The following is a 19,937-nucleotide window of genomic DNA, read 5'->3' as shown; positions in this document are numbered from 1 at the left end:
AACAAGTTCGAAAACTATTTTTTAAACTATATTGACTTGTGCTGAGTATTACTCTATACTAGAGGCATAGTTAAATAAGACATAAAATATTGATTTATAGCTTTCTTGCCGGTCAGCTTACTTTAATCAGTTTTATTTTTTGTTGTCTTTTTTATTAACGAACTTGTTTACAAAAATAAGTATAGACTATCATTCAGAATTTTTCAAGTTTATTCTGCGTATTTTTCTAAACTTTTTTTGTGAGCATTCAGAAAGGTTGCAAAATCAATGAATACTTATGAAATCATAAAAGAGCTTGCCAAGAAAAAGAAGATTTCTATAAGGCAGTTAGAAATGAGATTCGGCTATTCAAATGGATATTTAGCCAAATGGAAAACAAACACTCCTAACGCTGATGAATTGCCCCGTCTAGCTGACTATTTTGGAGTCTCCGTCGACTATTTGTTAGGACGCGAAGAAAAGACTTCTTTAGCAGAAAAGCATGGTGTATTTGCATTCGATGGCGAACCTGTTTCGGATGAAGAAGTAGAGTTTTTAAAATCTGTATTAGCTGCAAAGCGGGCTGCGGAAAACAAATAAAGTGAAGTGATTAATAATTTATGCATGAAATTAATAATCACTTATTGAACCTCGTAGAGAATTTGGGTTTAGAACTGTGCTTTGTAGATATGAAAAGAAGTGGTTTTTATTTTGCTGAGGAGAAAACGATTTTTTTAAACAATGAGCTCCTTAATGAAAATTCTGACTTTGAAGTATCTCACGAACTAGCTCACTGTATCAAAAAACATGAAGAATTATCTGCATATTATAATGCTACTGGATATAGTCGGCGAAAGTTAGAATTTGAAGCCAATCGAATTGCTATAGAGATACTATTATTTATTTGGTCTAACGAATACGATTTTGATAAAGAACAACTAAATGCTGTTAAATTCATGGAGTATTATAAAATTCCTTGGAGTTTAGAAAGATATGTACGTGAATCAATGAGAAATTTAGGATAAAAAAGCCCGTGCTGGCACACGGACTTCAACTCAACCCTATTACTAAGATTGATGAAATATTGATATTATATCAGAATAGGGTGATCTATTTGAGATTTACAAAAAAGAATATCTATGATTTTACTATCATTGTGTTAGCTGTTTTTTCGATTGTCTTAGTAGTACTGGATTTTTCTAACATCATCAGCATTTCGAAAAATCCATTTAAAACAATAGACTCCGCTATATTAATAGTATTTGCTTATGATTATTTTTCGAGACTAATTAAGGCTGAAAATAAAAAACAGTTTTTCTTGAAAAACATGTTTGATCTTATTGCAATTATTCCCTTCAACTCTATTTTTTCATTCTTCAGGCTTGCACGAGTTTTTCGGATAGCAAGGGTAACAAGACTATTTAAACTTAGTAGACTAGTTGGGATTACCGGAAAATTGACTAATAGGATAGATGGTTTTCTTAAAACTAATAATTTTAGAAATGCTTTGTATGTCAGTGTGGTTCTGATACTGATTTCAGCCACTATGTATTCTATAGCAGAAAGTGTCGCTTTTGTCGACTCAATTTGGTGGGCCGTAGTTACAACTACAACTGTTGGGTATGGCGATATATCTCCAAATACACCATTAGGACGTATAGCTGCTATTCTATTAATGTTTCTAGGGATTGGTTTTATAGGTATGCTCACTTCCACAATCACTGAATATTTCAATGCAGGCAAGGATACTAAAGACGATGAAATCGAAAGTTTACACAAAAAAATGGATTTATTGATGAAAAAAATAGAGTCGTTAGAAGATGAAATAAAGAAGGATTAAAAAAACACGATCCCGCCCCGGCAAGAGTATGATCGTGCAAAAATAAAGCGCCTATAGGCATAGGCTTCTTTTGTTGTGCCTATTATACCAAATGATAGGAGGAAATGACAATGTGGGTAGAACCATTGAAAGATGGGCGTTTCAAGTTTATTGAACGCTACAAAGACCCGTATACTGAAAAGACTCGGAAAAAATCGGTGGTACTAAATAGCCAATCAAAACAAGCATGGAATAAAGCGCTAAGTATCCTGAATGATAAAATAGAAAATGAACTGGCTAAAAAGAAAATCGAGAAAGTCGCCTTCCAGCAAGTTTATACTGAATGGGAAAATAATTATTTTAAATCTTTGAGACCTAACTCAAAGAACACGTATGTAGCCATTCGAAAAATTATTTTCAAGAATATAAACGAAGACATTCTGATTTCAAATATTGATACAAGATTGTTGCAAAACTTCTTTGCCTCTCTCGATTATTCTCAGACTTATATCGCCCATATCAAGTCAAATCTTAACTTAGTATTTAAATATGCGATTAAACTAGGCTACACTGATAAAAACCCTGTTGAAAACGTGGAGATTATCCCTAAAGCGAAAACCCTAGAAGATATAGAACGTATTGAGGATAAGTACCTTGAAAAAAATGAAGTAAAATTGATCCTAGATCAACTTTATAAAAGTCGGTCAACCTTTCGTGTCGGTCGATTAGCTGAATTTATGTATTTAACAGGAGTTCGCTTTGGCGAAGCAGTCGCATTAAGAGAAGGAAATTTTGACTTGGATAATAATATCGTTCACATTAGAGGTACAATCGACTACAGCAAAGGTTACAAACAAAAAGCGATAGGACCAACTAAGACCCAGAAATCAAATAGAGATGTTCAATTGACCCAACGGACGGTTGAGCTAGTAAAACGTACTTTTGAGGAAAATAAACTAGACCTGTTATCCGAATCTGATTTTAATAATGATGGATTCGTTTTTGTGACCCGAACAGGTACGCCTATGCAAAATAGTTCATTCAATCGTTCTTTTGCTGCTGCAGGTAAAAAAAGTGGAATTAACAAGCGTTTAACCTCTCACATACTAAGACATACCCACGTGTCATTACTAGCCGAACAAAATACTCCTTTGAAGGCTATTATGGATCGAGTAGGCCATGAGGATGCCGACGTTACAAATAAAATCTATACTCACATTACTGATAAAATGAAAACTGATTTAATCAGTCAATTAGAAGAGAATGGTTTATAGCCATTCTTTTTATTTTCGCCCCTTTTCTGCCCCTTTTAACCTTGCATCAAAACAAAAACCTGCTAGAGCCTTACAGCCCCAACAGGTTTAATGTCGATACTATTTTACAGCATCTTTTAATTGTTTTCCGGCTTTAAAAGCTGGTGATTTGCTGGCTGCGATAGTGATTTCTTCGCCTGTTTGAGGGTTACGGCCTTTACGAGCTGCGCGTTCACGTACTTCGAAGTTTCCAAAGCCGATTACTTGAACCTTTTCTCCATCTTTTAATGAAGTTTGAATTCCGTCAAATAAAGCATCTACGGCTGCTGTTGCGTCCTTTTTGGTCAATCCTGTTTTCTCTGCTACTTGTTCAACTAAACTTTGCTTATTGATCATAATGTATAGCCTCCACTATCTTTTTTAATGTATTCCAAAGACAATTCTATTCGTTCTTGCGGGGAAAGGCAACAGTTAACACTCCTTTTTCTCTTTTTTTGGATTTTTTATTTTTTTATTTATTAGAAATTAAAAAATAAAAAAATTATTCATTTTTTTAAAATAATTTGTACATTTCCTTATTAAATTGGTATTCTAAATTATAATATTTTATATTGATAATTAGTTAAATAACAAATATAACAAATAAATAAGGCTGGCACGCTTGTTTTATCAGGTTTTTAAGATTATATTAAATAAAAAAACATTTTAAGGGGTTTTATTTATGAATATGAGAGGGTTAATGAAGAAGGAGACATCTCGTCGTTTGCAGTTGGTTGAAGAATTATATTATGCAAAGGAACTCCTGACATCGGAACAATTAATGGAATCATTAAATTGTTCACTCCCAGCATTAATCACCGATGTTCGTTTTCTTAATGGAGAAAATTTGCCGTTTAAAATTACGAAAATCAAAGGACTCTATACGATCGACTTTGATTCATATGCAACGATTGATGCAGTTTATGCGTATATTTTACGCACTAGTTTAGAATATCAGGTCATTAACAGTCTACTTTTTGAAAAAAGTCGCGGCATCCAACCTGCTGCTGATCGATTGAACTGCAGCTTTTCAAATATGCAGCGTTACTTAATCAGCATCAAGAAGGAAGTGATCAAATGGGATATCACGGTTACACATCGACCGTTACAAATGGTTGGCGATGAAGGAGCAATTCGGCATTTGTTTTATCTCTTCTTTAAAGAGTCGCGTATGGAGTTTGCTGATTACGGATTTTCTCAGCGTCTATTGAATTCTGTGGATGAGTTAATTCGTCGTATTCTAGAAGAAAATCAAATTACGAATAATATGAACATTCATTTCCAATTAATGCATAGCTTTTTGATTGGGCTGCAACGTCAAAAGCATGGGCATAAAATGAAGCGGATTTACCGCTACAGCGGATTAATTATACCTAATGTGAAGCAGCTTGAATCATTGGTACGTTTGATCAAGCGGGAAACATCTTTAGAGTTTACCAATGCTTGTCTAAAAGAGTGCTTATGGCCGTTGTTTTAACATCAACTGCTTCTGAATCGTAAACAGCAAGCACTGGTTCACAAAAGAAATAGACGCCTAGCAAATTTCTACCATACACATTATTTATTGCTGGAAGCGGTCAGCGATCTATTGAGTACACCACTTTCACAAAATGAAATGGTCGACGCTGCTCGGCTGCTCGGCAATGAATTATTTTGCTACTATCCAGAAAAGCATTCAATCGAAATTTTGCACGAGTCAGAAAAAATTATGTTGCATTTAATTGATAAAAAATACTATCGAGAAATCAAAAAGCTTGAGAATGTTGTCAGCAACTTTTTATCGCCGCTTCATCAGGAGGAATTTGTTCCGCTGTATATCAGTTTTTTGATAACAACGATAGATAATCTGCTGCAGCGTTTAATTAATTCTGACAGGCCTATCAAGGTGCTTCTCCTGTCAGATACTTCCACCACTCATGAACGCTTTTGGCATTCTGTTTTTCCTGATTTCATCAAAGGTGCAGTCACGTATGAACACTTTGAGACGCCCTTCATCAAGCAGGATCAACTGACTGACTTAACACAGCAATACGATCTGATTGTTACGAATGTTACGATGAAGGATCTAGTACCTGCTTGTCCTTTGATTGCGATCAACGCTTTTCCAACGGCAAAAGATTTTGATCGAATTCAACAGTTTATTAATCAATTTGACCCACTTTTATCACGAAAGGAACTACATCATGAACTTACGCCGTCTACTGAAACGAGATAGTCAGCGACAATTACAGTTAGTTGAAACACTCTATTACTCTCAACATCCACGTTCGAGTGAGGAATTATCGTCAATCATTCAATGTACGATACCTGCATTTCTAAATGATATTCGCGCCATCAACAATCAAAGCGAGTATTACAAGATAGTGCGAGAAAATAGTCTATATCATTTAGAACTCAAAGATAATGCCACAATTGATATTTTATATTCAACGTTAATTAGAAACTCAATTGCTTTTAAACTGTTAGAAGCAATCTTTTATGAAGAATCTTATACACTATTAGAGCTTTCGAAAAAACTATTCTGCAGTCTGAGTACAGTTCAAGCATCAATGAAGGACCTGCAAGAAACATTAGGGCGCTGGAAAATGTCTATCCAGCGTCGCCCTTTTCGTCTAACGGGTGATGAGACAGCTATTCGGCATTTATATTTTTTATATTTTTCTGAGAAAAAAGAAGCCCGTGAAAACACACGTTTCAGTTCGGAATTTTTTCATTTTGGCGAAAAAATTGTTCGCTCGATAGTTAGAGAAAATGAGCTATCGTTATCGCTGGCTCAGTATAACCGTCTATCAATTACTTTTTTTATCAGTCTAGTACGAATCTCAAGAGGACATCGTATTGTTCCGAAACGATTACGATCAACTGCGATCAGCGCACCTAATCCATACACAGTCAACAGGTTTGAGCCCTACCTGCGGAGAGAGCTGGGAATTCTTTGTTCCGAAGACATCGTGAAGGATAGTTTTTGGCTGCTTTATTCCGATTTATTCTTATTAGGAGATAAACAAAAGAAAAAGGTCATGGAGAATAATTATTCTTTAGCCTATCATTATGAAATACACCTTGAGTTAGCAGAAAAACTCAGTAGAATGCTGATCGTTCCACTAACTGCAAAACAAAAGGATCAAGTAGCGACAATCTTGATTAATCAGCATCTTTTCCACGCAAAAACAAAGGAAATGATCAGTATTCTCCAGGATCGAAAAAAGGATTGCTTGCGGTTGCTAGAGACTTTTCATGCTCATTGCGTCTATCAGCTGCGTAAGCTCATACTCGAATTTACTGAGGAGTATCATCTCTTTAATTCAGATGAATTTATTGATAACTATATCTATCAAATCATAGCTACTGTTCCAAACTGCTTAAATGGAATGAGGCGATCAGAAAAGCCCGTTAAACTTTTGGTCGTGTCTACTGATTCTATTATGCAGGAAAGCTTATTGACGGAGCTTTTGCGTTTATCACTTCGAGGAAACTATACGATTCATCAAATAAATGCTTCGCAACTGCATAATCGAAGCTATTCGGAGCTTTTTGAAGAACACGATATTGTCATCAGCACCTCCACGTTTGATGTACCGAACTGTCAAACACCCATCATCGCCGTTGAACTTTGTCCCAGCGTGCACTCTTTAAATAAAATTCAGATAATGGTAGATGAAATCAACAAAGCCAACAATCAGTTGCTGCGAACCTAAAAAAATGGACTTGAGTACGTTCACTCAAGTCCATTTTTTTCAGCGACTAAACGGGTTAGCTCTTTTTCCATTGATGCCTTTTCTGCTGTTAAGCTGTTGATCATTCGCTGATACTTCTCAGTGCCGTTCTTTTTCCGAAATACATTCAACTGAATCACAGAAAAAAGAATCATAATCAACGCTAAAACAATAATCACCAGTGAGATAACGCTTAATTCCATTCTAAATAGTGTATATAATAAAACAATCAAACCGATCACGATTTCGAGAATACTAAGCTTTGCTCGCCGCCCTCCCCCAAAGATGATCCGCTTTAGTACCGAGCCGTGTAATAATTCTTCATAACGAGTCAGGCGCGCTTCTAAAAAGCTGACCTGCTCTTTTAATTGATTGATTCGTTGTATATCTGGCATAGTAACTTCGCTCCTCCATCTCCATAATCTATTATTACCAGTAATTTCCATTTTCGCAAATATTTTATTTTCCAATTATAAAAATAATAATTTTTATCAGGCAGCCCTGATCAATAAGAACATTCTAAGCATTTAACGCGGAAGATTAAAAAGTGTAAAGGATTTCATTTGGTCGCAATCGTTCAAATTGTATAAAAACTTTGCAAATTCTTATTTGAAATTGTTCGAAATTCCTGTACAATTGTTTTGTAAGCGAATCCACTTCGTATACGAATCGTTAAGAAGGAGTGTGTCAAATGATTATTGGAATTCCCAAAGAAATCAAGAACAATGAAAATCGTGTTGCCCTTCCCCCATCTGGTGTATTTGATTTAACCAATCGTGGTCATCAAGTATTAGTTGAAAAAGACGCTGGTAAAGGTTCTGCCATTACGGACGAAGAGTATGTGGCAGCAGGTGCAACCATTATCGACAGTGCCGCAGATGTTTGGGCGGCTGAAATGGTGATGAAGGTCAAAGAACCTCTACCTGAAGAATATCAATATTTCCGCAAAGGGTTGCTACTATTTACCTATTTGCATTTAGCAGCAAACAAACCATTGACTGAAGCATTAGTTAATAGCGGTGTCAATGCGATTGCTTATGAAAATGTCCAGCCAGCTGACAATACCTTACCGTTACTTGCTCCAATGAGTGAAATCGCAGGACGTATGGCGGCACAAATCGGCGCGAATTATTTAGAACGTGTCAACGGTGGAAAAGGTATTCTACTATCTGGTGTTCCTGGTGTGCGTCGCGGAAATGTAGTCGTAATCGGCGGTGGTGTTGTTGGATTGAACGCCGCTAAATTAGCATTAGGTCTAGGTGCTAATGTAACCTTGCTAGATGTCAGCGTTCCTCGCCTGAAAGAATTGGATATTATTTTCGGCAACAGCGTACAAACCATGATGTCAAATAGCTACAACATTCAAGAATGTTTGAAAACGGCTGATTTGGTTATCGGTGCCGTATTGATCCCAGGACACAAAGCACCAACATTGGTTACCAAAGAAATGGTTGCTCAAATGCCGGATCATGGAGTAATCGTGGATGTCGCGATCGACCAAGGCGGAATCTTCGAAACAGAAGACCGCGTGACTACTCATGATGATCCAACCTACGTGACTGAAGGTGTGGTTCACTATGCAGTAGCAAACATGCCGGGTGCCGTTCCACAAACAGCGACATATGCCTTGAGCAACAGCACGATGGCGTATGCAAATCTGTTAGCAAATAACACATTAGAAGAAATCTTGAAGAATAACTTAGCCCTTCGACGTGGAGTCAACACTTACAATGGCAAGCTGACAATTGAGCCAGTAGCTAAAGACTTAAACATGGAATATACTTCGATTGACGAGGTATTAAACGAAGAATTAATGATGAATTCATAAAACAGGAAGAGCCTGTCAGCGTGATGCTGGCAGGTTTTTTGCTATAATGAAGAAGATTCTTATATTTTAGGAGGTTCATCATGCTTTTTTCTGAAATTCTATATCAGCGACCTGATTTAACACAATATGAAACGCTCTTTCATCAAGTTACTCAACAATTTTCCGAAGCTCCAAATTACCCAGCCGCAAAGGCAGCTCTAGAAAAGCTAAATCAATTACGTGCTGAGATGGCTAAAAACATGAAATTGGCCTACATTCGCCACTCAATCGATACAAAGGACAGCTTCTATCGTGAGGAAAATGACTTTTGGGATCAACATGCTCCTATAGTTGATCAAATCCACAATCATTTTTACAAAAGCCTGCTATCCTCTTCTTATCTGGAACAATTAGAAAAGGATTTCCCGACAACACTATTTCTTTATGCACAGGATCAACTGCGTCTATTAGATGACTCGGTTATTGCTTTAAAACAGCAGGAAAATGAAGGAATTAGCCAATACACTCAATTGATCGCTTCAGCTGAATTGGACTTTAACGGTAAGAAACGGACACTGTCAGAGTTATCTGCCTTCTTTACTGATCCAAACCGAGAAATCCGAAAGTCTGCTCAAAAACTTTACGACAGCTTTTTTGTCGCCCACGAAGAAGAATTTGATGAGATCTATGATCGCTTAGTCCAGCTGCGCCATCAGCAGGCAGAAAAACTAGGCTTTAAGAATTATGTCGAGTACGGAGATCATTTAATGAATCGCTGGAGCTATGATCGTAGTCAGCTACAGGATTTCCGCCAATTTATTCTGGAAAAGGTCGTACCAATCAATCAAAAGCTCTATCAACGACAGGCTGATCGCTTGGGGCTTGAAGCACTCTTACATTATGACCTGCCCCTCGTTTATCCAGATGGCAATCCTCGTCCGCAAAGCCAAGGAGAAGCATTAATTCAAAAAGCCCAAGCGATGTATCAGGAACTTTCCGATGAGACTGGCGATTTTTTTGACTTGATGGCGCAACAAAAATTCATGGATCTAGCCAGTCGTTCAGGAAAACAAAGCGGCGGCTATTGTGAATTCATCGATGGTATTCAAATGCCCTTCATTTTCGCAAATTTTAATGGTACGTCAGATGATGTTGATGTCCTGACTCATGAGACAGGACACGCCTTCCAAAGCTATCTGTCTCGCTGGATCAAAGAGCCTGAGCTGGTTTTTCCAACTTCGGACACCGCCGAAATCCATTCTATGAGTATGGAATTTCTAACTTGGCCTTGGATGGAGAACTTCTTCGGAACGGATAGCAGAAAATATCAATTTGCCCATCTAAGCAGCGCACTGCAGTTTTTACCTTATGGTGCTTTAGTTGATCATTTTCAAGAGGAAGTGTATCTGCATCCTGAATGGACAGCGCATGAGCGAAAAGCCTGCTGGCGTGAACTGGAGCACAGTTATTGTCCGGAACGGAATTATCAGGCCTCCGAAGCTTTAGAACGAGGAATTTACTGGTATCGTCAAGGTCATATTTTTGAAGTTCCCTTTTATTACATCGATTATACTTTAGCCCAGGTATGCGCCTTGCAATTTTGGCAACGACAGATTGTTGAAAATGATCCATCTACTTGGCAGGATTATCTTGCGATTTGTCGTATCGGTGGAAGTAAAACCTTTTTGGAAACAGTCCAGTTAGGTCACCTTGCCTCACCTTTTGATCAGGAAAAGATGAGCCGTCTTTTAACAGAAGTCGATGATTACTTGTCACACATTTCGGAAAAGGAATTACGCTGAGATAAGAAAACCTTAGGAGCAGATTACTCCTGAGGTTTTCTTATTGCTTTCATAGCAACTTTTATGACAAATGAAAAATCTAAAATTGGACGATTGTGCTGATTGTTGTGATTTTTTTGGAGGGAATGTCATATATTTCTTATGCGATATTTTTACTTCGTTAATTACTACAGATAGCTCAGTTATAAGATTCTGCTAAAGAGTCTGTTCGCTATATTCAAGAAAATTAATAATTAGAGCTCAAGCCTAACAAACTGAGAAAAGCAGAATTCGCAAAAAAAATCCCTCTGCATAGAGAGGAATCCTAGTATTTATTTAGGAATCACCATCATCCGATCCCCACTCATTTGATGAAGTGCGATCGGTCGTTGGTAAAAATCATTCAATACTTTTTCTTTTAACAGTTCGATCCGTGGTCCTTGGTTGAAGATTTTACCTTCGCGAATCATTAAAACCTGATTAAACAGCGGCAGGATTTCTTCCGTATGGTGCGTGACATACAGCAAGCTCGGTGCATCTGCAGTTTGTTTCATCTGTTTAATTCGTGCCAGCAAATCTTCTCGAGCAAATAAATCAAGACCATTACATGGCTCATCGAGAATCAATAATTCTGGTTTTGCCATGAGTGCACGCGCGATCAGAACGATTTGCTTCTCCCCTTGCGACAATACCTGATAGACTTTGCCGATTAATTTTTTCGCCCCAAGTGATAGTAAAAGCTGCTTGGCCTCCTCCATATCAGCCTCCGAGTATTTTTGATAAATCCCAATACTGGCAAATTTTCCTGACAATACGATGGCCTCCGCCTGCTCCTCGCGATGAATTCGTTCCTGCAATGATTGACTTACCCAGCCGATTCGTTTCGTTAGATCAGGAATAGATGTTTCTCCGAACCGCTGACCTAAAACGGTTAATTTACCAGAAGTGGGCCATAAGCTGCCTGAAATCATATTCAGCAATAAGCTCTTTCCTTCACCGTTCAACCCTAAAACCGCCCAATCTTCGCCAGCTTTGATACGCCAATCAATATCCTGCAGCAAAGCATTTTGTTGACGAATAAACTGAACCTGTTCAAAAGCTAAAATTTCCATATTTCTTCCTCCATCTTATCCCTTTTAACAATCTTATCAAAATCTCACAGAAAAGATACGTAAAATGATATAATTTATCAAATGACTTAGAAGGGAGTTTTACCTATGAACTATGAATTATCAGCCAGTACCTTCGCTCCTACTGCGAAGGTTCATTTACAACGAGGAGAAAAATTAAGAATTGAACCAGGCGCGATGGTTTACCAGCTGGGAGACATCGAGCTTGAGGGACATATGAATACAAACGGAAAAAAAGGACTTGGTGGCGCCTTAAGTGCTTTAGGTCGTTCAGTAACAAGTGGTGAAAGCTTCTTTATCAGTACAGCTACTGCTCGCTCCAATGAAGCGATGATTGCTATCGCCCCTGCCGTACCTGGAAAAATCTTCGCCTTAGATGTCGGAGCTGAACATTGGCGTTTGAACACGGGGGCTTTTCTTGCCAGTGAGGAGAATGTCAGCTACCAAATGCAAAGACAAAAGCTTTCAGGTGCTCTTTTAGGCGGTACGGGAGGACTTTTTGTGATGGAAACAACTGGACGTGGACAGATTTTGGTTTCTGCTTTTGGTGATGTAGAAAAAATCGAATTAGATGGACACTCTCCAGTCATTATCGACAATCAGCACGTGATTGCTTGGACAAATTCGTTAGATTACAACATTCGTGTTGCTTCTGGCACTTTTGGTTTCAAGACTGGCGAAGGCGTCGTGAATGAGTTTCATGGCCGTGGAACTGTTTATATCCAAACACGAAACCTTGAAAGCTTCGCCAATCATATTGATCCCTTTATCCCTAAATCTTAAAGATTCGCTCTCAGCATTGTAACAAGGAGAAATAACAGGTAAAATATGGGGGATACTGTTGCAGAAAGCTGGTTTATATGACTGAAAATACAAGAAAAGATGGCGGGCTGAATCAAACGCCTTCACGGGTGGCTCGTTATCATAGCGAAGCGGCTGCGCCGCAAAAGAAAGAATATAAAAAAAAGACACCTCAAGCTACTGAGAAGAAACCGACTGTAGCACCATCTGCCGCTTCGAACAAGCAGACAAACGCTCAGGAAAAAATGGTTCAAAGTACAGCATGGCTGACAATCGGTAATATTTTCTCTCGTCTGCTGGGTGCTGTCTATGTAATTCCGTGGATCGCCTGGATGCAACCCCACGGTCTAGAAGCGAATTATTTATATACGAAGGGCTACAATGTATACGCGTTGTTTTTAATGATCTCTACTGCAGGAATTCCTGCAGCAGTGGCAAAACAAACCGCCCGTTATAATTCCATGAATGAATATGGATTAAGTAAAAAATTACTATTTTATACGATGCGGCTGATGACCATCGGAGGAATCCTTTGTGCAGCTATCATGTATCTAGGCGCGCCATACCTATCTCAAGGAAACGCTGATTTAGTTCCTGTTATGCGCTCTTTAAGTGTTGTGTTGCTGATCTTTCCAGCGATGAGTGTGATTCGAGGTTTCTTCCAAGGGAACAACAACATGAAGCCCTACGCATTGTCTCAAATCATCGAACAAATCGCGCGGGTTTGCTACATGCTGGCTTCGGCCTTCATTATCATGCAGATCAACAATGGCAGCTATAAGACTGCCGTGGTTCACTCAACCTTTGCGGCTTTCATTGGTGTAGCTTTTGCGATGGGTGTGCTGCTATTTTCATTACTTAAGGAACGCTCAGCCTTTCGTGAGCTGATTCGAGAGAGTAATAACCAGATTACTTTCTCTGGAGGACAACTTGTTCTTCAAATGATTCAACAGGCGATTCCTTTTATTATTGTCGGGAGCGCCATTAGTATTTTTAAACTGATTGATCAATATTCCTTTGAAAAAATCATGTCGATCGTAACAGATTACTCTACGGCGAAAAATGCTGATCTCTTTACATTAATCTCTGCTAATCCAGATAAATTAACAATGGTCGTGATCGCACTAGGAACCGCTATGGCTACAGCTGGTCTGCCGTTGATTACGGAGCGCTTTACGAAAAAGGATCACGAGGGCTTGGCAAAATTAGTGACGAATAATATCCAATTGCTTTTCTTTGTGATGATGCCGGCAACTGTCGGAATGATTGTCCTTGCTTATCCGTTAAATACTCTATTCTACTGGCCGAATGCCCTTGGCTCAGAATTATTAGCAGCCTCCTGCGTGGTGGGGATCATGATGGGCTTATTCATGGTCTGTTCAACAATGCTGCAGGGGCTTGATGGCAATATGCAGGCCGTATGGTTCTTATGTATTGGGATATTTGTAAAAATCGTCGCGCAATTCCCTTTAATCTTTATGTTCGAGGCGTATGGGCCGCTTATTGCATCCTTTGTAGGATTTTTAGTGGCAAATATGTTTTTGTTGGATCGCATTCATGTCATTTCGCAGTTTCCATTTAAAGAAACAATGATTTCTATCGCTAAAGTCACAGTAATGTCCATTGTTATGGGCGTTGTCGCTTACATCGTTAAGTTCGGCTGCGAAGTCATCTTAAGCTCGGATTCTAAAATGCAATCAATGATCATTATTATCATCGTAGCTGCCTTTGGTGGATTTACCTACATGGTTCTAGCCTTAAAAACACGAATGGCCGACAAATTGTTAGGCTCACGTGTGGATGGTATTCGCCGTCGATTACATCTTTAAAAAACACACCCCTGCTGTATATCATTATCCTGCAACGGGGGTGTGTTTTTATGTGCTAAAAAATGAAGCTTCCTTGAGCTTATACTTAGCATTTATTTGCTGTGCTTCAGAAGATTGCGCCAATCAATGATCGTTTTATTGACATGATTCAATACTTCTAATTCCAATTTTTTCGTATCTGCGACTTCCTGTTGCTGAAACGATATTAGCCTCTCGTAATTTTTTTGCAGCAGATCGTGAATTGTCTGAGTCCCTTCAGAAAGGATCAAACTGTTCGCCTCTGCCTTCAATTGTTCGATTACAATTGGTGTCGTTTCTTGAAAGTACACATAGCCATATTGGTTGAGATTGTTCTTATACGATCGCAGCGTTGTCAATGAAGCCTCTAAGACAGCTGCTCCGTCTGCCGTTTGCTTCGGTATCTGAACAGTTTCTTTTTGGCGCTGCGGCTTTTTCTTTCGTTTTAGCGCCCATCGCGTAATCAAAAAAGTTGCTAGACAAACAATGACGTTTGAAAGCAAGACTTCTGGACGTAAAAAATTTTCAAGCATGACTTTCACTTCCTCCAAGAGATGATACCATTATACCGAACTAGTTCATAGTAAGGGATCATTTTTCTTAAAAAAAGAAAAATGACAACTATTTTTTTGCATATTGAAACATAAAAATACACGTCGGGAAAATTCCCGACGCGTTGATTCTAACTATTTTACTGTTACACGAACCTTAGCCAATGCCTGTTCCAAATCTGCTAGCAAGTCTTCTGTGTCTTCGATTCCTACAGACAAACGCAGCAAGCCATCTGTTATCCCTTGCTTTTCTCTTTCTTCCCTTGGAACACAAGCGTGGCTCATCGTTACTGGATAGGATAAGATCGATTCCACACCACCAAGGCTAACAGCCGCAATCGGTATCTGCAACGCCTCTGCGAAGGTGTAAACTGCTTCTTGGTTAACTAACTCAAAGGATAGGACCGCTCCTCCAGAGGTTGCCTGGCGTTTGTGAATGTCATATCCGGGATGATTAGATAAGCCCGGATAGTGAACCTTCTGTATAGCTGGATGATTCTCCAGCATTTGACTGATTTTTTCAGCGCTGCGAGCACTTTGCTCCATTCGCAAAGCCATCGTTTTTAATCCTCGCATCGTCAACCAGCAATCTTCGACTCCTAAAATCCCGCCAAGAACCTTTTGCTGCAGTTTGATTTGATCGTGCCATTTTTCATCATTCGTAATCACTAAACCGGCCACCACATCACTATGGCCATTGATAAACTTAGTTGCACTGTGGATCACAATATCGACTCCTAGAGCCAATGGTTTTTGAAATTGCGGTGTCATAAATGTATTATCGATCATTGTCACTAGATGATGCGCCTTCGCGATCGCTACAACGCCAGCAATATCTGTCACTGATAATAATGGATTAGATGGTGTTTCTAAGTAAAGTCCTCTTGTATTAGGGCGGATCGCATGCTCCCATTCATTTAAATCAGTTTCATCGACAAAGGTCACTTCGATCCCAAAGCGCTTCATAACTTCATTGACTAATTGGAATGTGCCCCCGTATATGCTCTTGCACATAACTAGATGATCGCCTTGACTAAAACTCAGCAAGACCGCTGAAATCGCACCCATTCCTGATGCGAAGGCGGTCGCATATTCCCCATTTTCCAGTGCCGCAATCGCTTCTTCTAACGCGGTACGGGTTGGATTGCCAAAACGGGAATAGGTATATGGCTGTCCTTCCTTAATAGAGTCTTGCTTAAAAGTCGAACATTGGTAAATTGGTATTGAAGAAGCGCCGGTTTCTCCATCAAATGCATGGTATCCATGAATCATTTTTGTCTTATCGTTCATCTCAAAATCCTCCCTACTCATTTCTCACAAGTTTAGCTTAACACTGTTCGAAGCGTTTTCATGTTTTTTGGAAGAATTCCCATAAGAAACTTAGCCGATTTTCAGGAATTCTTGGCGCTTTCTAATGGATGATGAAATAGAAGATTGTTCCCAACAGCAGGAGCAGACTAAAATTGACCATACAGAACAAACCAAGGAACCTCTTCGTCTTTCTAGGATAATAAACTCGGAATAAATTATAGCCGATTAAATTAGCCAATGAGGCAATCAATGTCCCTAACCCGCCGATATTTACGCCTAAAATGACCGCCTGTTGATTGGATGTAAACGGCGCAATCAAGAAGGCAGCCGGAACATTAGAAATGACTTGGCTTAACCCTAATCCTGCCAAATAAATTTCTTTTCCGTTCAAAGACTTCAAAAAAGTATTGATAAACTCAGCATCTCCAATATTACCAACGATGATAAAGAAACTGACAAAGGTTACTAATAATCCGTAATCTACCTTTTTGTACAATTCACGTCGGTAAAGTAGAATGATTAGTGCTACTAAAGGAATCACCCACTGATATAGTAGAATATCCAAAACTACAAAAATCATTAGCAGCATCAATCCTGTCAGCAGCAGACTTTCTTTTCGATTAATCTGATTTTCTTTTAGCTGAATTTCGTCTAAGGAATCCTTCGCTACCAGCAGAGTCAAAAATCCCAGAGAGATCACACTAACCAAAAGGACTAGCGACATCCAAGACAAAAATTGAACGAGCGGTACATGATAATAATCATACAAAAATAAATTTTGCGGATTGCCAAACGGAAAAAAACTACTTCCTAGATTAGCCGCAACAATGATCAACACGCTGCCTAGAAAGCGTCCTTTAAATTTCGGCAGTATAGACAACAGCTTTAAATAAATCGGCAGTAAAGTCAAAATCGCCACGTCATTTGTCAGAAACATCGATCCTATTAAAGATAGTACAATCATCAATTGAACTAATTGACGACTATTCTTGGAAAAATGCAGCAGCTTTTGGGCAATATAACGCAAAAGCCCCACTTCTTCAAAGCCTTGAATCAGCAACATCAAACCAAATAAACTAAAAATTACTTTATAGTCAATAAATGTACTTGAAAAACGGCCGATCAAACAGCTGATAATAGCTAAGACTAATGAAATACTCATTAAGAGATTCGCTTTGAAATACCCTATTATTCGATTCATACTTGCTCATCTTCTCTCATTTTTAAAAGCTGCTGGCAGTTAAACACCCTTAAAATTCAATCGTTGCGCAGCAACTTTCTATTACATTCCATCGAACTAGATCTCAAACTATTTTGAACCTCTCATGACTAAAGTCACGAGATTCTTGGGAATAGAGCAGACTTGCGAACGGATTTCTTTGCCCGCAGCGGTGTCTCTTATTGACCAAGCTATCCCCGTAGTTCCTACGGTTAAGGTATCTAGACTATTACTTGTATTTGTAGACCCTCAGCCAAAATATTTTTACTCGCATTGATGTCGCGATCATGATGCGCATGACAAACAGGACAAGTCCATTCTCTAATTTCGAGTGACTTCTTGCCGTCCTTGTGTCCACATTTTGAACAAAGCTGACTAGACGGAAACCATTTATCTACTTTGATGATCTCACGACCGTACCATTCAGCTTTGTACTGTAATTTACTCACAAAACTAAACCAAGAGACATCCGAAATACTTTTGGCTAGCTTATGATTACGCAACATACCTTTCGTATTTAAGTCTTCGATACAGATACTATCGTGATTTTTGACAATCTCTGTACTCAACTTATTCAGAAAGTCCGTGCGTTGATTGATTACTTTTTCGTGCAATCGGGCGACTTTTTTCTTTTGTTTTTGATAGTTTCTAGCCTCAAAAAGTTCTTTCCCCGCTTTTTTAGCGAGTAACGCACGGCGAGACAATTTACGTTGTTCCCGTTTGAGTGTTTTCTCCATTTTGGACGTGAATCGATTATTATCGATTTTTTGACCATTAGAAAGAATCGCAAAATCAGTGATGCCTAAATCAATTCCAATTTCTAAGCCCGTTTTAGGCAATTCTGGGACTTCTTCTTCACAAAGGATTGAGACAAAAAATTTCCCACTTGGATTTTTCCGAATGGTTGCGTTTAAAATCCGTCCATTGAGCTCTCGACTTTTCGCAAATTTCACTTGCCCTAATTTAGGTAATTTGATGATGTTTTCAATAATCGTAATGCTCTTATTGACGTTTTTCGTGGTATAGCTTTGGACGGGATTCTTTTTGCTTTTAAACTGTGGTCGCCTATTTTGTTTTTTAAAAAATCGAGAAAATGAATCGGAAAGATTTTTTACCGAGGATTGAAGCGCAATACTATCGACTTCTTTTAGCCAACTCGTTGCTTCATTCTTTTTCATCTGAGGCAACATGGCAGAACAGGAATTATAGGTTAAACCTTTGCCATTTTTAGAATATTCTTCGTTCCAAAGAGCCAAGAAATAGTTATAGACAAAACGAACACACCCAATCGTTTTAATGATCAAAACCTCTTGGTCGGCGTTGGGGTAGATTCTGAATTTATAGGCTTTGTGTCGCAGCATAGCATTCACCTCAATCTGTCGAAATTTTTTCGCATTGAATCCGTTTCCATCATTTTAACATAGGTATATACTAAATTTGAATATGTCGGTCGTTTAACATAGCTAAAGCTATGCCACGACCGAATCCGATTCATCTGCATGAATAAAGTCGCGAGTGTTCTCGGCTAACTCATAAACTACGAAAAGCAAAACCAAGGACAGCGAGCTCATGAGTAAAACAAAAAAGTGTATCCAGAAAAAAATAGACCCTCAAATAGAGAGTCTAAACAATCTTTTCATCATGCTTGTTCTTGATTCACATAACCTGAATAGTGGCTTCGTTTACTTCGGTTATAGAGAACTGAAATAATTTGAATCACAGAAACGATAACAATAATAAGGCTAATGATCAAACGAATTGAAGCTGTATTTCCTGTAGAAATGTAATGCAAGACATCTCCTCTAGACCAGGTTTGTTCTTGAAGCAGTTCAACTAATTCCTGGCTAAAAATATTATTGTGCATCAATAAAAAGACCCACATAACTGCCGAAACGGCAGTGTCAATAATAGACCAAAAGCACACACGATTCGTCCAACGGCGATCAATCAATTTCACCACACCAACAATTAATGTCAGTAGGGTTCCTATAATTAACACCGGAATCAAAAACATTGTAAAGCTGTTACTGAATAATGGAACATTAAAACTAACATTCCCTGATTCGGTGAAAACGTGAGAGAATCCACTTACCGATACAAATATGAAAATGACACTAAAAACAATGACGGCAATAATTTCTGCTATTGGATCAGATAAAGGAATCAGTTTTTCTGTAGTCAACGGCGGCAAATCCGTCACCTTCCAATCATCCTTTTTCCTGCTATTTAAAGCACCTGTCCGCTCAGCGATCACAAATCCCACTGTCGTCCATACAAGTGTCTGCATCACTCCAGATACACCGCTTTGAATTCCAGATTGAAACATCACCTGAAGAATGCGGCTAACCTGATTGCTATTTTGCTGCAGCGTCTCAAAAACCCCAGTCACTGCCCCAACGATAACTGTAATAATCCCGACAATCGGAACCAACAGCTTCAGTAAGCGAATGTACTCATCATACACCTGCGGAGAAATGAGATAACGAGGGTTTTGCCGATATTGTTCAGCCAGCTTTGTCGGAGAACCCATCGATTGCAGCACCTCTTTGATCTCAGCATCATTTGGCTGATCTGACAGCATATCATAAATATTGCTGCGTAATTCTTGGGCGACCTCTGCCCGTTCCTTTTCCGGCAATTGCTGAACAACCGCCGCGATATAGCGTTCAATTAAATTTTCCATA

At 38.8% G+C, this 19,937-nt stretch carries 17 protein-coding genes and 1 pseudogene; 10 read left to right on the top strand and 8 right to left on the bottom strand.

Going from position 1 to position 19,937, the window contains the following annotated elements:
• The first annotated feature begins 267 nt into the window (after positions 1 to 267).
• The 4 genes from OMU_RS02000 to OMU_RS01985 all read left to right on the top strand — a co-directional run bounded on the left by OMU_RS02000 (position 268) and on the right by OMU_RS01985 (position 3,072).
• A complete protein-coding gene (locus OMU_RS02000; protein WP_010743618.1) occupies positions 268 to 579 on the top strand; it encodes a helix-turn-helix domain-containing protein in 312 nt (103 codons plus the stop codon).
• A gap of 20 nt (positions 580 to 599) precedes the next feature.
• A complete protein-coding gene (locus OMU_RS01995; protein ID WP_010743619.1) occupies positions 600 to 1,004 on the top strand; it encodes an ImmA/IrrE family metallo-endopeptidase in 405 nt (134 codons plus the stop codon).
• Between the two features lie 89 nt (positions 1,005 to 1,093).
• Positions 1,094 to 1,819 carry a potassium channel family protein gene (locus tag OMU_RS01990; protein WP_028020497.1) on the top strand — a complete coding sequence of 242 codons (726 nt, stop codon included), beginning with the start codon at positions 1,094 to 1,096 and terminating at the stop codon, positions 1,817 to 1,819.
• A gap of 110 nt (positions 1,820 to 1,929) precedes the next feature.
• On the top strand, positions 1,930 to 3,072 hold the full coding sequence (locus tag OMU_RS01985; RefSeq protein WP_016178311.1) for a tyrosine-type recombinase/integrase: 1,143 nt from the start codon (positions 1,930 to 1,932) through the stop codon (positions 3,070 to 3,072).
• Positions 3,073 to 3,171: 99 nt separating this feature from the next.
• On the opposite strand, the gene OMU_RS01980 is transcribed toward OMU_RS01985, so the two are convergent.
• Positions 3,172 to 3,447 (bottom strand): HU family DNA-binding protein, encoded by a 276-nt coding sequence (locus OMU_RS01980; protein ID WP_010743624.1) that lies wholly within the window; start codon positions 3,445 to 3,447, stop codon positions 3,172 to 3,174.
• A 325-nt stretch (positions 3,448 to 3,772) separates the two neighbouring features.
• Between OMU_RS01980 and OMU_RS24130 the strand changes: the two are divergent.
• Together OMU_RS24130 and OMU_RS01965 are read left to right on the top strand one after the other, a co-directional pair.
• Positions 3,773 to 5,305, top strand: a pseudogene (locus OMU_RS24130) (AcpB/EbpR/MafR family transcriptional regulator).
• Positions 5,274 to 6,788 (top strand): AcpB/EbpR/MafR family transcriptional regulator, encoded by a 1,515-nt coding sequence (locus OMU_RS01965; RefSeq protein ID WP_016178308.1) that lies wholly within the window; start codon positions 5,274 to 5,276, stop codon positions 6,786 to 6,788. The pseudogene OMU_RS24130 and the gene OMU_RS01965 overlap by 32 nt, the downstream one beginning before the upstream one ends.
• 20 nt (positions 6,789 to 6,808) lie before the next feature.
• Here the strand turns inward: OMU_RS01965 and OMU_RS01960 are convergent, their stop codons facing one another.
• Positions 6,809 to 7,201 carry a zinc ribbon domain-containing protein gene (locus tag OMU_RS01960; protein ID WP_016178307.1) on the bottom strand — a complete coding sequence of 131 codons (393 nt, stop codon included), beginning with the start codon at positions 7,199 to 7,201 and terminating at the stop codon, positions 6,809 to 6,811.
• Positions 7,202 to 7,497: 296 nt separating this feature from the next.
• Between OMU_RS01960 and ald the strand changes: the two genes are divergently transcribed.
• Complete coding sequence (ald, locus tag OMU_RS01955) at positions 7,498 to 8,634, top strand: alanine dehydrogenase (protein WP_016178306.1); 1,137 nt, start codon at positions 7,498 to 7,500, stop codon at positions 8,632 to 8,634.
• A gap of 80 nt (positions 8,635 to 8,714) precedes the next feature.
• A complete protein-coding gene (locus OMU_RS01950; protein ID WP_016178305.1) occupies positions 8,715 to 10,415 on the top strand; it encodes a M3 family oligoendopeptidase in 1,701 nt (566 codons plus the stop codon).
• A gap of 311 nt (positions 10,416 to 10,726) precedes the next feature.
• On the opposite strand, the gene OMU_RS01945 is transcribed toward OMU_RS01950, so the two are convergent.
• On the bottom strand, positions 10,727 to 11,506 hold the full coding sequence (locus OMU_RS01945) for an ABC transporter ATP-binding protein (protein WP_016178304.1): 780 nt from the start codon (positions 11,504 to 11,506) through the stop codon (positions 10,727 to 10,729).
• A gap of 105 nt (positions 11,507 to 11,611) precedes the next feature.
• On the opposite strand from OMU_RS01945, the gene OMU_RS01940 reads away from it, so the two are divergent.
• Together OMU_RS01940 and OMU_RS01935 are read left to right on the top strand one after the other, a co-directional pair.
• Positions 11,612 to 12,307 (top strand): TIGR00266 family protein, encoded by a 696-nt coding sequence (locus OMU_RS01940; protein ID WP_016178303.1) that lies wholly within the window; start codon positions 11,612 to 11,614, stop codon positions 12,305 to 12,307.
• Between the two features lie 77 nt (positions 12,308 to 12,384).
• Complete coding sequence (locus tag OMU_RS01935) at positions 12,385 to 14,154, top strand: putative polysaccharide biosynthesis protein (RefSeq protein WP_016178302.1); 1,770 nt, start codon at positions 12,385 to 12,387, stop codon at positions 14,152 to 14,154.
• Positions 14,155 to 14,246: 92 nt separating this feature from the next.
• Here OMU_RS01935 and OMU_RS01930 read toward each other — a convergent pair whose 3' ends face one another.
• The 5 genes from OMU_RS01930 to OMU_RS01910 all read right to left on the bottom strand — a co-directional run bounded on the left by OMU_RS01930 (position 14,247) and on the right by OMU_RS01910 (position 19,936).
• The gene (locus OMU_RS01930) at positions 14,247 to 14,705 is read right to left on the bottom strand and encodes a hypothetical protein (protein ID WP_016178301.1); all 459 of its coding nucleotides are present in this window, start codon (positions 14,703 to 14,705) and stop codon (positions 14,247 to 14,249) included.
• Between the two features lie 153 nt (positions 14,706 to 14,858).
• Positions 14,859 to 16,013 (bottom strand): trans-sulfuration enzyme family protein, encoded by a 1,155-nt coding sequence (locus OMU_RS01925; protein ID WP_016178300.1) that lies wholly within the window; start codon positions 16,011 to 16,013, stop codon positions 14,859 to 14,861.
• Between the two features lie 121 nt (positions 16,014 to 16,134).
• Entirely contained in the window at positions 16,135 to 17,235 is a 1,101-nt protein-coding gene (locus OMU_RS01920) for an SLC13 family permease (RefSeq protein WP_016178299.1), read from the bottom strand.
• A gap of 239 nt (positions 17,236 to 17,474) precedes the next feature.
• Complete coding sequence (gene tnpB / locus OMU_RS01915) at positions 17,475 to 18,614, bottom strand: IS200/IS605 family element RNA-guided endonuclease TnpB (protein ID WP_016178298.1); 1,140 nt, start codon at positions 18,612 to 18,614, stop codon at positions 17,475 to 17,477.
• Between the two features lie 278 nt (positions 18,615 to 18,892).
• A complete protein-coding gene (locus OMU_RS01910) occupies positions 18,893 to 19,936 on the bottom strand; it encodes an HAAS signaling domain-containing protein (protein WP_016178297.1) in 1,044 nt (347 codons plus the stop codon).
• Position 19,937 lies beyond the last annotated feature (1 nt).

Source organism: Enterococcus avium ATCC 14025, from assembly GCF_000406965.1.
In the GTDB taxonomy this organism is placed as follows: domain Bacteria; phylum Bacillota; class Bacilli; order Lactobacillales; family Enterococcaceae; genus Enterococcus_A; species Enterococcus_A avium.
Note: the sequence above shows the minus strand (reverse complement) of the source record. Positions and strands in the feature narration are given on the sequence as shown.

Bases quoted from the DNA above. Each gene is read 5' to 3' on its own strand.
- OMU_RS02000 (WP_010743618.1), top strand. From the start codon at position 268: ATGAATACTTATGAAATCATAAAAGAGCTTGCCAAGAAAAAGAAGATT.
- OMU_RS01995 (WP_010743619.1), top strand. From the start codon at position 600: ATGCATGAAATTAATAATCACTTATTGAACCTCGTAGAGAATTTGGGT.
- OMU_RS01985 (WP_016178311.1), top strand. From the start codon at position 1,930: ATGTGGGTAGAACCATTGAAAGATGGGCGTTTCAAGTTTATTGAACGC.
- OMU_RS01980 (WP_010743624.1), bottom strand. From the start codon at position 3,447: ATGATCAATAAGCAAAGTTTAGTTGAACAAGTAGCAGAGAAAACAGGA.
- OMU_RS01965 (WP_016178308.1), top strand. From the start codon at position 5,274: ATGAACTTACGCCGTCTACTGAAACGAGATAGTCAGCGACAATTACAG.
- OMU_RS01960 (WP_016178307.1), bottom strand. From the start codon at position 7,201: ATGCCAGATATACAACGAATCAATCAATTAAAAGAGCAGGTCAGCTTT.
- ald (WP_016178306.1), top strand. From the start codon at position 7,498: ATGATTATTGGAATTCCCAAAGAAATCAAGAACAATGAAAATCGTGTT.
- OMU_RS01950 (WP_016178305.1), top strand. From the start codon at position 8,715: ATGCTTTTTTCTGAAATTCTATATCAGCGACCTGATTTAACACAATAT.
- OMU_RS01945 (WP_016178304.1), bottom strand. From the start codon at position 11,506: ATGGAAATTTTAGCTTTTGAACAGGTTCAGTTTATTCGTCAACAAAAT.
- OMU_RS01940 (WP_016178303.1), top strand. From the start codon at position 11,612: ATGAACTATGAATTATCAGCCAGTACCTTCGCTCCTACTGCGAAGGTT.
- OMU_RS01935 (WP_016178302.1), top strand. From the start codon at position 12,385: ATGACTGAAAATACAAGAAAAGATGGCGGGCTGAATCAAACGCCTTCA.
- OMU_RS01930 (WP_016178301.1), bottom strand. From the start codon at position 14,705: ATGCTTGAAAATTTTTTACGTCCAGAAGTCTTGCTTTCAAACGTCATT.
- OMU_RS01925 (WP_016178300.1), bottom strand. From the start codon at position 16,013: ATGAACGATAAGACAAAAATGATTCATGGATACCATGCATTTGATGGA.
- OMU_RS01920 (WP_016178299.1), bottom strand. From the start codon at position 17,235: ATGAATCGAATAATAGGGTATTTCAAAGCGAATCTCTTAATGAGTATT.
- tnpB (WP_016178298.1), bottom strand. From the start codon at position 18,614: ATGCTGCGACACAAAGCCTATAAATTCAGAATCTACCCCAACGCCGAC.
- OMU_RS01910 (WP_016178297.1), bottom strand. From the start codon at position 19,936: ATGGAAAATTTAATTGAACGCTATATCGCGGCGGTTGTTCAGCAATTG.